The following is a 12471-nucleotide window of genomic DNA, read 5'->3' on the forward strand; positions in this document are numbered from 1 at the left end:
CCGGACGCAGGTTGATGTACTGGTCGAACTCGCGGCGGAACTTCAGCAGCGAGCCCCACAGCGAGATGTGGTCCGGCACCGTGGCCGGCCAGCCGACCGCGCCGAAGAGGATGGCGTCCTGGTCCTTCAACTGGGCCTTCCAGTCGTCCGGCATCATCTGGCCGGTCTCGGCGTAGTAGTCACAGCTGGCCCAGGCGATGGGCGTGAGCGCCAGCGACACGCCGAAGCGCGAGGCGATCGCGTCGAGGACGCGCAGCGCCTCGGGCATCACTTCCTTGCCGATGCCGTCGCCGGGAATCACGGCGATGCGGTGGGTCTTGCGGGTCATGGCGTCTCCTGAAGATTCGTGTTGGGCGAGCCGACCGGATCGGGCCGGCTGGAATGCGCTGGGGCACGGCCGCGCGCGGACGAGCGCGCGGCGACGTGCCTCAGGCGGGATGCACGGTCAGGCCGGAAGGCGCCGTCGGGGCGGACCGCGACGCGCCCGGCGCGCCGGGCGTCTGCTCCTCCAGCCATCCGGGGCGCAGCTCCGGCACCGAGCGCGACAGCAGCTCGTAATACGGGTGATGCGGCCCGCGCTCGTAGTCGGCGCGCGCCACCTGCGTCACCTTGCGGCCGTGCTGCATGACGACGATCTCGTCGCAGATCGAGCGCACCGTGTGCAGGTCGTGGCTGATGAAGAGGATGGACAGCCCCAGCTCCCGCCGCAGTTGCGCGATCAGGTCCAGCACCGCGGCACCGACCACCGTGTCCAGCGCGGAGGTCACCTCGTCGCACAGGATCAGCGCGGGCTCGGCCGCAAGCGCGCGCGCCAGGTTGACGCGCTGCTTCTGGCCGCCGGACAGGCCTTCCGGCAGCCGGTCGGCGACGCCGGACGGGAGCTGCACCAGGTCCAGCAACTCGCGGATGCGGCGCTGCAGTGGCACGCCGCTCAGTCCCAGGTAGAACTGCAGCGGTCGCGCCAGGATGCGCTCGATGGTGTGCGACGGGTTCAGCGCCGTGTCCGCCATCTGGAACACGATCTGCGTGCGCCTCAGGTCTTCCTTGCCACGCTGCTGCAGCGTCGGTGCCTGGGGCTTGCCGTCGATCAGGATCTCACCGCGCGACGGCGCGATCAGCCCCGCGATCGCGCGCGCCAGCGTGGTCTTGCCCGACCCCGATTCGCCGATCACGCCGATCGCCTGGCCGCGGTGCAGCGTCAGGTCGATGTCCTCCAGGATGCGGATCGCCGGCAGGCCGTCCTTGCCGCGCGGCCCGTATCCGGCGGACAGCCCGCGGACCTGCAGCAGCGGCGCCACGTCGTCGGCGACGGCGGACAGGCCGCTCTCGCGCACCCGCGGCCGGGCGGCGTCCAGCAGGCAACGGGTGTACTCGTTCTGCGGCGCGGTCAGCACCTGCGCGGTCGCGCTCAACTCGCGCATGCGCCCGTCGCGCAGCACCAGGATGCGATCGGCCATCTGCGCCACCACGGCCAGGTCGTGGCTGACGTAGACCGCGGTAGCGTGGCGCTCGCGCACCACGCGGCGGAAGGCGCGCAGCACCTCGATCTGCGTCGTGACGTCGAGCGCCGTGGTGGGCTCGTCCAGGATCACCAGGTCCGGATCGGTGATCAGCGCCATCGCCGCCATCAGGCGTTGCAGCTGGCCGCCGGACACCTGATGCGGATAGCGGTCGCCGATGGTCTCCGGCGCCGGCAACGCCAGCTCGCGGAACAGCTCGACCGCCTTGGCCTCGGCCTGCTCGCGCGGCAGCGTGCCGTGGATCAGCGCCGGCTCGACGACCTGGTCCATGATCTTGCGCGACGGATTGAACGAGGCGGCCGCGCTCTGCGCGATGTAGGACACGCGCCGGCCGCGCAGCGCGCGCTGGCGCGGCTCGTCCAGCGCGAGGAGGTCGGTGTCGCCCAGCAGCACCGTGCCGCCCGCGATGCGGCAGCCTTCGCGGGCATACCCCATCAGCGCCAGCGCCGTGGTGGTCTTGCCGGAGCCCGACTCGCCGATCAGCGCCAGCACCTCGCCGGGCGCGATGTCGAAGCTCAGGTCGTGGACGATGGTGTGTTCCGCGCCGCCTCCCGGGGCGGCGGCCACGATGCGCAGATCGCGGACCTGGACCGGCGCGCCCATCAGTGCGCTCCCTTGCCGCGGGCCGAGCGGCCCGGCAGGTTGTCGATGACCAGGTTGACGGCGATCGTCAGGCTGGCGATCGCCAGCGCGGGCGCCACCACCGCCGCGCCGCCGTCGGGCAGCGCGCCGATGTTCTCCCGCACCAGCGAGCCCCAGTCCGCATCCGGCGGCTGCACGCCCAGGCCCAGGAAGCTCAGCGATGCCAGCAGCAGCACCACGTAGACGAAGCGCAGGCCCAGGTCGGCCAGCATCGGGCCCAGGATGTTGGGCAGGATCTCGTGGAGCATGATGTACAGGCGGCCCTCGCCGCGGGTGCGGGCGACGGTGACGTAGTCCATCGCGTGGATGTTGACCGCCAGCGACCGCGCGATGCGGTAGGCGCCGGGCACGTAGATCAGCGCGGCCGTGGGAATCAGCATCGGCAGCGACGAGCCGACCGCCGCCACCATGATCAGCGCCAGCATCTTGGACGGGATGGAGGTCAGCGTGTCCATGCCGCGGCTCATCACCGCGTCGATCCAGGGCGCGCTCGCGGCGGCCAGCAGCGCCAGCACGGTGCCGACGCCGCTGGCCAGCAGCGTCGCCAGCAGCGCGATGCCGACGGTGTAGCGCGCGCCCTCGACGACGCGCGCCAGCATGTCGCGCCCCAGGTAGTCGGTGCCGAACCAGTGCTGCGCGCCGGCCGGCGCGAAGACGGCGGCATCGCCCATGTCGCCGCCGCCGTGCGTGCCCAGCAGCATCGGACCGAAGGCGGCCGCGCCCAGCCAGAACAGCAGCACGGCCGCGCCGAGCAGGCCCGGCCACGGCAGCGGCAGGCGGCGACGCGGGGCGATCGGGAGGGAGGGGGAGGTGTGCATGGTCGGCCCGATCAGCGGTGGCGCAGGCGCGGGTTGGCGAGGATGCTGCACAGGTCGGCCAGGGTGACCAGCAGCAGATAGACGGCGCAGAACAGCATCGCGCAGGTCTGGACCAGGGGCATGTCGCGCTGGGCGACGCCGTCCACCATCAGGGTGGCGATGCCGGGATAGTTGAAGATGGTCTCGACGATGATCACGCCGCCCAGCAGGTAGGACAGCGACAGCGCCACCGCGTTGGCGATCGGCCCGATGGCGTTGGGCAGCGCGTGGCCCAGCACCATGCGCGCGGGCGAGGCGCCCTTGAGCCGCACCATCTCGATGTATGGCGCCTTGAGCTGGTCGACGACGGCCGCGCGCGTCATGCGCATCATCTGCGCCATCGTCACGCAGCACAGGCTCAGCACCGGCATCGCGAAGGACCGCACCATCTGCCCCAGCGACTCGTCCGCGCCGCCGCCCATGGTGGACAGCGCCGGCAGCCAGCGCAGGTGCACCGCGAAGATCAGCACCGCCAGCGTCGCGACCAGGAACTCGGGCACCGACACCACCGCCACCGCGCCGGAGCTCGCGATCCGGTCGAACCACGACCCGCGCCACACCGCCGAGGCGATGCCCAGCATCAGCGCCAGCGGCACCGAGATCGCCGCCGTGATGCCCGCCAGCAGCAGCGAGTTGGGCAGGCGGCTGGCGATCATCTCCGCCACCGGCATGCCGGTCACCACCGACGTGCCCGGCGCGCCCGACAGCAGGCCGCGCAGCCATGTCAGGTAACGCTCCGCGGCCGGCACGTCCAGACCCATCTGATGGCGCAGCGCCGCCAGCGCCTCGGGCGTGGCGTCCTGCCCCAGCTGGGCCTGCGCGGCGTCGCCGGGCAGCAGCGCCGTGATGGCGAAGACCACCGCCGACACGATCAGCAGCGACAGCAGCGCCAGCGCGACGCGATTGACGAGAAGACGAAGGATCTGCGGGTTCATGGACGCATGGCGGGGTTCGGGACCTTCGGAACGTTCGAGGCGATCGGCCGGGGCGGCCGGATCGTCGGCATCGACGCGGTCGACGCGATCAAGGCGATGAATGCGGTCGGCGGGGGGCGGGCGGTCAGGCGTCCAGCCAGACGTGCTCGGCGAACGAGTAACCCATCAGCCCGCCCAGCGGGATCGGCGACAGGCCCTTGAGCTTGGACGAGTGGCCGTCCAGGCTGGCCAGGAACAGCGGGATGCCGACACCGGCCTCCTGGCTGATCAGGACCTGCATGTCGGCATACATCTGCTTGCGCTTGGCGAGGTCGGTCTCCGCGCGGGACGCCAGCAGCAACTGGTCGAACTGCGGGTTCTTCCAGCGCGAGCCGTTCCAGGCCGCGTCGGACTTGAAGAACTGCGTCAGCAGCGCGTCGGCGCTGGGGCGCGGGTTGACGTTGCCGAAGCCCACCGGGCTGTTGAGCCAGTGGTTGGACCAGTAGCCGTCCGACGGCATGCGGCGCAACTCCAGCGCCAGCCCGGCGCGCTGCGCGGCCTGCTGCAGCACCAGGCCCATCTCGACCGAATACATCGCCACCGGCGAGGTGACGACCGGGATGCGCGCGCTGCCCAGGTTGGCCTTCTTGAGGTGGAACTTCGCCTTGTCCAGGTCGAAGGCGCGCGCCGGCAGGCCGGCGAAATGGAAGCGGTTGGTCGGGTCGATCGGCTGGTCGTTGGCCACCACGGCATGGCCCAGCGCGATGGCCTTGCGCATCTGCTCGCGGTCCATCAGGTACTTCATGGCCAGCACGAAGTCCGGATTCGCGCCCGGCCCCATGTCCTTGCGCATGATCAGGTCGGAGTACTGGCCCGACTGCGTCGCGAAGACCGCGTACCCCGGCGTGGCGCGGATGCGGTCGACCGAGCGCGGGTTCACCGCCGCCGCCATCTCCAGCCCGCCCGACAGCAGCGCGTTGACGCGCGCGCCGTCGTCGGCGATGCCGACGAACTCGATCTCGTCCAGGTAGGGACGGCCGGGGCGCCAGTAGGCCTCGTTGCGCACCGCCACCGAGCGCACCCCGGGCTTGAACTCCTTGAGCTTGAACGGGCCGGTGCCGATGCCGGCGTTGAAGTCGGTGGTGCCGGCCTTGACGATCAGGAAGTTGAAGGTGCCCAGGATCACCGGCAGGTCGGCGTTGGGCTGGGTCAGCGTGACGGTGACTTCGTCCGGGCCGGTGGCCGTGACCGAGTCGATCGGGTCGGCCAGCGCCTTGGCCTTGGAGGCCGTCGCCGGGTCCTTGTGGCGCATCAGCGAGAACACCACGTCCGCCGGCTGCAGCGGCTTGCCGTCGTGGAAGACCACGCCCTTGCGCAGCTTGAAGACCCAGACCCGCGCGTCCTTGGTGGTGAAGGACTCGGCCAGCGCCGGTTGCGGCGTGAGGCTCGCGTCCAGCACCGTCAGGCCGTTGTAGAGCATGGTGCCGCGCGAGTAGTCGGTCTGGTTGGCCATCTTGGCCGGATCCAGCGTGTCGCTGATGGCGGCGGTGGCGCCGGCCACCCGGATGCGGCCGCCGCGGCGCGGTGTCTGCGCGTGCGCCGACATCGCCGTCAGGCTCAGGCCCGAGGCCAGCGCGAGGTGCATGCCGCCGCCCGTCAGCAACGCCAGCAGGTCGCGCCGCGTGGCGCCGCCGCGCAGTGCCTGCATCAGCGCGCCGGCGTCGCGATCGCCGAGGTGGTCTTTCAGCTTCTGGGAGTCGTTCATGGCGGGGTCCTGGGGGAGGCGGTCCGGAGGCGTTGCGAGGGGGCTTCGAAGGTCGTGCGAGGGGACTGCGAAGCCATGGGGAAGCTACTGCGAAACGGCGGGCGGCGCCGCTCAGGACACCATGTCCTTGAGGCGGTAATACAGCCCGACGGCGGGCAGGAACCACGGCGGCCCGACATGGCCGGGGATCGCGGGCCAGGGCCGGTCGCGCCACGGATTGGCGGCGGCGTCGCCGCGCATCGTCGCGGCCATGCGTTCGCCCATGTGCACCGACATCTGCGTGCCGTGGCCGCTGTAGCCCAGCGAGTAGTAGACGCCGTCGCGCTCGCCGGCGTGCGGGAGGCGGTCCTGGCTCATGTCCACCAGGCCGCCCCAGCAGTAGTCGATGCCGATGCCGCGCAGCTGCGGGAAAGTCTGCTCCAGCCCCTGGCGCAGGATCTCGCCGCTCTTGGCGTCCGAGGTCGGGCTGGAGATGGCGAAGCGCGCCCGGCCGCCCCACACCAGGCGATGGTCGGGTGTGGTGCGGAAGTAGTGGTGGATGTTGGCCAGCGTCACGTAGGTGCGGCGGCCGGCCAGCAGCGCCTGGAGGCGCTCGGCGCCCAGCGGCTCGGTGACGATGATGAAGCTGCCGATGCCCACGATGCGCCGCCGCAGCCAGCCGAAGCTGCCGTAGCCGCCGTGCAGGCTGGCGCCGGTGGCCAGCAGCACCTGGCCGGCGCGCACCGTGCCGCGCGGCGTATGCACCAGGTGCTCGTGGGTGCGGCCCACGCGCTCCAGCCTGCTCACCGGGGTGCCGACATGGATGCGCGCGCCGTGGCGCTCGGCCGCGGCGCCCAGCCCGGCGGCGAAGCGGCCCATGTGCATCTGCGCGCTCTTGCGCTGCAGCAGGCCGCCGATGAAGCGGTCGCTGGCGACCTCGTCCCGGACCGCGCGCGCGTCCAGCAGCTCGACATCGGGATCGACCTCCCGCGTCATGCGCTCGCAGCTGCGCGCCAGCGCGTCGTAGTGGGCGGGCCGCGTCGCCAGCTTGAGCTTGCCGTTGCGCTGGAAGTCGCAGGCGATGCCTTCCTCGTGGACGATCCGCTCGACGCTGTCGACGGCGGCGTCGAACTCCCGGTACCAGCGGCGCGCGCTTTCGATGCCGTGCTGCTCGGCGGCGGCGACGTAGTCCACCGCCAGCCCGTTGTTGACGTGGCCGCCGTTGCGGCCGGACGCCTCCATCGCGACATGATCGCGGGCTTCGAGGACGGCCACCTGAGCGCCGGCCTTGGCCAGCGAGCGAGCGGCGGACAGGCCGGTGAAACCGCCGCCGACGATCGCCACGTCGACCCGCGCCGGCAGGTCGCCGGGCTGGGGCCGGAAGGGCGCGGCGGAATCGGTCCAGTAGGAGTCGAGCTTCAAGGGGTCCTCGTCGTGTCCGGATGCTGTCGTCGGGTCCCGGGATGGCGCCTCTGGGGGGGCGCCGCCGGAGCTCGTCGGCGGGATTTCATTGAAGCATGGCCCCCCGAGCAGATTGACGCGCTTGTGAGGGCCGCACCGACACGAAATCGTCTTTTTTGCGGCGGGCGTCGGCATAGCGTGCGGCGGGCACCGGCGCGATGCGCCGGCGCACCTCAGACAGGCGAGCCGAAGTCGATCAGCACGCTCTTGAGGCGCTGGTTGGCCTCGACGGCCTGGCGCCCCAGGTCCTTGCCGATGCCGGATTGGTGATAACCCCCAGTCGGGATCACGAAATCGTTGCTGCGCCCGTAGCGGTTGATCCAGACGGTGCCCGCGGAGAGCGCCCGCATCGCCCGCATCGCGCGGTTCAGGTCGGCGGTATGCACCCCGGCGGCCAGGCCGTAATGGGGGTGCGAGGCCAGCGCCAGGCCTTCCTCCTCGGTGGCGAAGGTCTGCACCGTCAGCACCGGGCCGAAGATCTCCTCCAGCACGGCGGGATTGCCGGCGTCGACGCCCTCGATCAGCGTGGGCAGGTAATAGGCGCCCGCGCCGCAGACGTCGTCCACGGGGCCGCCGCCGCGCAGCGTGGCGCCGGCGTCGGCGGCGCGCTGCACGATGGCGTCGATGCGCAGCGCCTGCTGGCGCGAGATGATCGGCGGCAGGGTGGGCCCGTCCTCCCAGGTCGGGCCGGGCCGGTAGGCGGCGAAGCGCCGCGCGATCGCCTTCACCAGCGCCGGCGCGATGCCCTGCTGCACGATCAGCCGCGAGCCCGCCACGCACACCTGCCCGGCGTTGCCGGCGATGGCGCCGGCGATGATGCCGGCCAGCCGCTCGACATCGGGCGCGTCGTCGAAGACCAGTTGCGGGCTCTTGCCGCCCAGCTCCAGCGTCACCGGCTTGGGGCCGTGCTGCGCGCAGGCGGCCATGATCGCGGCACCGGTGGACGTGGAGCCGGTGAAGGTCATCTTGGCGATGCGCGGATGGCGGCTCAGCGCCGCGCCGGCCACGCGTCCGTCGCCCTGGACGATGTTGAACAGCCCGGCGGGCAGGCCCGCCTGCACGGCCAGCTCGGCCAGCCGCAGCACCGAGAACGGTGTCAGCTCCGACGGCTTGAGCACCACGGCGTTGCCGGCCGCCAGCGCCGCGCCGACCTTCCAGGAGGCCATCACCAGCGGGAAGTTCCAGGGCGTGATCGCGCCGATGACGCCGTAGGGCTCGGCGATGGTCATGCCCAGGTTGTCCGAGCGCGTGGCGGCGACCTCGCCGCCGAGTTTGTCGGCGTACTCGGCGAAAAAGCGCAGGCCGTCGGCGGTGAAGGGCACGTCCCAGGCCAGCGCGTCGCGCACCGGGCGCGTCGAGCCGACGGCCTCCAGCGGCGCCAGCGTGGGGGCGTCCGCCTCCACCAGGTCGGCCCAGCGGCGCAGCACTCGGGCCCGCTCGCGCGGCGGGCGCCTGGCCCAGTCGCCGTCGCGCCAGGCGACGTAGGCATCGTCGACGGCCTGGTCGACGAGGTCGGCTTCCGCCATCGGCAGCGGCGCGTAGGCCTGGCCGTCGGACGGGCGCAGCACGTCGCGCGACGCGTCCGCGTCGCCGGTGACGAGACGGCCATGGATGAAGTGTCCGGAACGGACGGCGAGCTGGTTGGGGTCGAAGCGTTGCACGGGGCGGCCTTGCGTTGCGGTGGCTTGAGCGGTCGATGCGGTGGATGCGGTCGAGGGGTCGACACGACCGGGCAATGCTAGGCAGGGGGGCTTGGCATTTGGCGGCGTTGGGTCCGCGCGGAAGGCACAAGATGTCGAGTTGCGGCGCCGTCGCGGCGGATGCTGCCGTTCCTCGCGGACTGTCATAAAACGACAAGATCGTCCTAGCAGCAGGGCGCCAACCCGGGAACGATGCACCTCCAAATGCCAGGGAGCTCCACTTGAAATCTTCCTCCTCCGCCGCGGCGTCCGCGACCGACGGCATCGTCCTGCGGCCCATGCGGGTCGACGACCTCGAGGCCGCGCTGGGCCTGTCCCAGGCGGTGCACTGGCCGCATCGGCTCACCGACTGGCGCTTTGCCTTCGAGCTGGGCGGCGGCCTGGTCGCGGAGCGCGACGGCGAGGTCGTGGCCACCGCCATGAGCTGGCCCTGGGGCGAGACCCACGCCACGCTGGGCCTGGTGATCGTCGACCCGCGCCTGCAAGGCCGGCGCATCGGGCTGCGCCTGATGCAGGCGCTGCTGGACGGCCTCGAGGGCCGCACCGTGCTGCTGCACGCCACCGCCGAAGGCCGCGGGCTCTACGAGCGCCTGGGATTCGTGCGGACCGGCGAGGTGCGCCAACATCAGGGCCAGGCCTCGTCCGCGCCGCTGATGGCGCTGGACCGTGACTGGCGGCTGCGGCCGTCCAATGTCGGCGACCTGCCGGCGCTGGTGGCGCTCGACGCGCGGGCGCGCGGCATGCCGCGCGACGCGCTGGTGCGGGGGCTCTACGCCGAGGCGCAGACGGTGGTGCTGGACCACGACGGCGAGCGCCGGGGCTTCGCGATGCTGCGCCGCTTCGGTCGCGGCCTGATCATCGGGCCCGTGGTCGCGCCCGACGAGCAGGGCGCCAAGGCGCTGATCGCGCACCTGGTCGGCTTGAACGCCGGCAAGTTCGTCCGCATCGACGTCGACTTCGACAGCGGCCTGACCGAATGGCTGGAGGAACTGGGCCTGCCGCGCGTGGACGGGCCCACCGAGATGATCCGCGGCGACGTGCCCGAGCCGACGCCCGGGGTGCGCCGCTTCGCGCTCGCGACGCAGGCGCTCGGCTGACGCCGCCCGGTCGCGCCGACCCCGTCGATCACGCCAGCCCCCGCCGCTCCAGTCACGCGCCGACGCTCATCCCCCACCCATCCCACGTCACCCCGCGACGCCAAGCCCCGTCCCGCTTGAATCCGCAACGCCTCAGGAAAGGTCCATCGTGTCCATCGTCTTCCGTCCCAAGTACATCAGCTTCGACTGCTACGGCACGCTGATCAATTTCCAGATGGCGCCGTGGGCGCGCCGGCTCTTCGCCGACCGCATCGCCGCCGACGACATGACGCGCTTCTGCGCGGACTTCTCCGCCTTCCGCCTCGACGAGGTGCTGGGCGACTGGAAGCCGTACCAGGAGGTCGTCTACAACGCGCTGCTGCGCACGGCCAACCGCTGGAAGGTCCCGTTCCGCGAGGCCGACGCGGCCGAGATCTACGCCGCCGTGCCGACCTGGGGGCCGCATCCGGACACCGTCGCCGGCCTGGCGCGCATCGCCGACAAGATCCCGCTGGTGATCCTGTCCAACGCGATGGACCACCAACTGGTCCACAACGTGCAGAAGCTGGAAGTGCCGTTCCATCGCGTCTACACGGCCCAGCAGGCCAAGGCCTACAAGCCGAGGCTGCGCCCGTTCGAGTACATGGTGCAGCAGCTCGACGCGCAGCCCGAGGACTTCCTGCACGTGTCCAGCAGCATGCGCTACGACCTGATGTCCGCGCGGGACATGGGCATCCGCGACAAGGTCTTCGTCAACCGCGGCCACGAGCCCGGCGTGCCGGCCTACGGCTACGCGGAGATCCCCGACATCGGCGGCCTGGCAGGTCTGGTCGGGCTCTGAAGCGACCGCGCGGCGACGCGGCGACCCAACGACGTGGAGAGGGCCCGAGCGCCCGATCCCCGCCACGTCCTCCTTCCCCTTTCGACCGACCGCGGTGACCTCCCGGTCGGTTGTTTTTTTGGTGGACCGGGGTCGAAAAGCGCGCCGCATCTTCTGCTGCGACGGCGGCAACAACGGAGCATCATCGCGCCGCCTCGCGGCTTTCCAGCACCACGCGCGGCGGTCGCGCCCATAAGCTGAAACGGTGTTCAAGACCTCAACACCGCCCAACATGTCGTACCCCGCTCATCCCGATCTCGACGCGCTGACCGCGCTCGACCGCGACCACCTGATCCATCCCGTGGCGCCCTGGCGCAAGCACGAGCAGCGCGGCGTCACGATGCTGGAATCGGGCCAGGGCGCCTGGCTGCGCGACGCGGCCGGCCACGAGCTGCTCGACGCCTTCGCCGGCCTGTGGTGCGTCAACGTCGGCTACGGGCGGGAGAGCGTCGTGCGCGCCGCCGCCGAGCAGATGCGCAAGCTGCCCTATGCCACCGGCTACTTCCACTTCGGCAGCGAGCCCGCGATCCGGCTCGCCGCCAAGCTGGTGGAGATCTCGCCCCCGTCGCTGACGCGCGTGTACCTGACGCTGGGCGGCTCCGAGGCCATCGACGCCGCGATCCGCCTGATCACGCAGTACTACAACAACACCGGCCGCCCGGCGAAGAAGCACTTCATCGCGCTGGAGCGCGGCTACCACGGCTCGTCCTCGATGGGGGCGGGCCTGACGGCGCTGCCGGTCTTCCACCGCGGCTTCGACATGCCGCTGCCCAACCAGCACACCATCCCGTCGCCCTACGCCTATCGCGGCGAGCACCGCGACGACCAGGCGCTGATCGACGCGTCCGTGAGCGCGCTGCGCGCCAAGGTCGAGGCGCTGGGTCCGGAGCGCGTCGCCGCGTTCTTCTGCGAACCGATCCAGGGCTCCGGCGGCGTCATCGTGCCGCCCAAGGGCTGGCTCAAGGCGATGCGCGAGGCCGCGCGATCGCTGGACATCCTGTTCGTCGTCGACGAGGTCATCACCGGCTTCGGCCGCACGGGCCCGATGTTTGCGTGCGATGCGGAGGACGTGGACCCCGACCTGATGACGCTGGCCAAGGGCCTGACCGCCGGCTACGCGCCGATGGGCGCGCTGCTGATGTCGGAGCAGGTGTACGCCGGCATCGCCGACGGCGCCCCCGCGGGCGCGCCGATCGGGCATGGCGCGACCTACTCCGCGCACCCGGTCAGCGCCGCGATCGCGCTGGAGGTGCTGCGGCTGTACGAGGACGGCAGCGAAGCCGACGGCGGCGGCCTGCTGGCGCACGGTCGGCGCGTGGCGCCGCATTTCGCGGCGGCGCTGGACGGGCTGCGCGATCACCCGCTGGTCGGTGACGTGCGCCACCGCGGGCTGCTTGGCGCGATCGAGCTGGTCAGCGACAAGGCCACCAAGCGCGGCTTCGACGCGTCGCTGGGCCTGTCCGACCGGCTCTTCGACAGCGGGTATCGGAACGGGCTGGTCTTCCGCTCGTTCGGCGACCACATCCTGGGCTTCGCGCCGGCGCTGTGCTTCACGGCGGACGAGTTCACGCTCTTCGAGCGCCGCCTGCGCAAGACGCTGGACGAGGTGTTGTCGGCCCCCGATGTACGTGCTCTCCTCAAGTAGCCGGACGGCGTACGGGGACGCAGAATGACGCC

Annotated in this window: 10 protein-coding genes; 3 read left to right on the plus strand and 7 right to left on the minus strand. The window is 71.6% G+C overall.

Going from position 1 to position 12471, the window contains the following annotated elements:
* From CDN99_RS25125 to CDN99_RS25155, 7 genes are all read right to left on the minus strand, one after another.
* Window positions 1–328, minus strand: a 328-nt coding sequence (locus CDN99_RS25125) for an isocitrate/isopropylmalate family dehydrogenase (protein ID WP_238139697.1), incomplete at its 3' end; no start/stop codon positions are given.
* Between the two features lie 100 nt (window positions 329–428).
* A complete protein-coding gene (locus CDN99_RS25130) occupies window positions 429–2123 on the minus strand; it encodes an ABC transporter ATP-binding protein (RefSeq protein WP_088387987.1) in 1695 nt (564 codons plus the stop codon).
* The gene (locus CDN99_RS25135) at window positions 2123–2980 is read right to left on the minus strand and encodes an ABC transporter permease (RefSeq protein WP_088387989.1); all 858 of its coding nucleotides are present in this window, start codon (window positions 2978–2980) and stop codon (window positions 2123–2125) included. Before CDN99_RS25135 ends, CDN99_RS25130 begins: the two co-directional genes overlap by 1 nt.
* Window positions 2981–2991: 11 nt before the next feature.
* Window positions 2992–3954: an ABC transporter permease gene (locus tag CDN99_RS25140; RefSeq protein ID WP_088387991.1), complete on the minus strand. Its 963-nt coding sequence runs from the start codon at window positions 3952–3954 to the stop codon at window positions 2992–2994.
* Between the two features lie 124 nt (window positions 3955–4078).
* Window positions 4079–5641, minus strand: coding sequence for an ABC transporter substrate-binding protein (locus tag CDN99_RS25145; protein WP_375134463.1), 1563 nt, complete (start codon window positions 5639–5641; stop codon window positions 4079–4081).
* Window positions 5642–5809: 168 nt separating this feature from the next.
* The gene (locus CDN99_RS25150; RefSeq protein ID WP_088387995.1) at window positions 5810–7099 is read right to left on the minus strand and encodes an NAD(P)/FAD-dependent oxidoreductase; all 1290 of its coding nucleotides are present in this window, start codon (window positions 7097–7099) and stop codon (window positions 5810–5812) included.
* A gap of 212 nt (window positions 7100–7311) precedes the next feature.
* A complete protein-coding gene (locus tag CDN99_RS25155) occupies window positions 7312–8799 on the minus strand; it encodes an aldehyde dehydrogenase family protein (protein WP_238139698.1) in 1488 nt (495 codons plus the stop codon).
* A 317-nt stretch (window positions 8800–9116) separates the two neighbouring features.
* Here CDN99_RS25155 and CDN99_RS25160 point away from each other — a divergent pair, with 317 nt between their 5' ends.
* The 3 genes from CDN99_RS25160 (at window position 9117) to CDN99_RS25170 (ending at window position 12439) form a co-directional block, all read left to right on the plus strand.
* Window positions 9117–9935: a GNAT family N-acetyltransferase gene (locus tag CDN99_RS25160; RefSeq protein ID WP_088388183.1), complete on the plus strand. Its 819-nt coding sequence runs from the start codon at window positions 9117–9119 to the stop codon at window positions 9933–9935.
* A gap of 154 nt (window positions 9936–10089) precedes the next feature.
* A complete protein-coding gene (locus tag CDN99_RS25165; RefSeq protein ID WP_202820322.1) occupies window positions 10090–10755 on the plus strand; it encodes a haloacid dehalogenase type II in 666 nt (221 codons plus the stop codon).
* Window positions 10756–11026: 271 nt separating this feature from the next.
* Window positions 11027–12439: an aspartate aminotransferase family protein gene (locus CDN99_RS25170; RefSeq protein ID WP_088388001.1), complete on the plus strand. Its 1413-nt coding sequence runs from the start codon at window positions 11027–11029 to the stop codon at window positions 12437–12439.
* Window positions 12440–12471: the final 32 nt, after the last annotated feature.

This window comes from Roseateles aquatilis, assembly GCF_002205645.1.
GTDB lineage: Bacteria > Pseudomonadota > Gammaproteobacteria > Burkholderiales > Burkholderiaceae_C > Roseateles > Roseateles aquatilis.

Bases quoted from the DNA above. Each gene is read 5' to 3' on its own strand.
- CDN99_RS25170 (WP_088388001.1), top strand. From the start codon at position 11,027: ATGTCGTACCCCGCTCATCCCGATCTCGACGCGCTGACCGCGCTCGAC.
- CDN99_RS25130 (WP_088387987.1), bottom strand. From the start codon at position 2,123: ATGGGCGCGCCGGTCCAGGTCCGCGATCTGCGCATCGTGGCCGCCGCC.
- CDN99_RS25135 (WP_088387989.1), bottom strand. From the start codon at position 2,980: ATGCACACCTCCCCCTCCCTCCCGATCGCCCCGCGTCGCCGCCTGCCG.
- CDN99_RS25140 (WP_088387991.1), bottom strand. From the start codon at position 3,954: ATGAACCCGCAGATCCTTCGTCTTCTCGTCAATCGCGTCGCGCTGGCG.
- CDN99_RS25145 (WP_375134463.1), bottom strand. From the start codon at position 5,641: ATGCAGGCACTGCGCGGCGGCGCCACGCGGCGCGACCTGCTGGCGTTG.
- CDN99_RS25160 (WP_088388183.1), top strand. From the start codon at position 9,117: ATGCGGGTCGACGACCTCGAGGCCGCGCTGGGCCTGTCCCAGGCGGTG.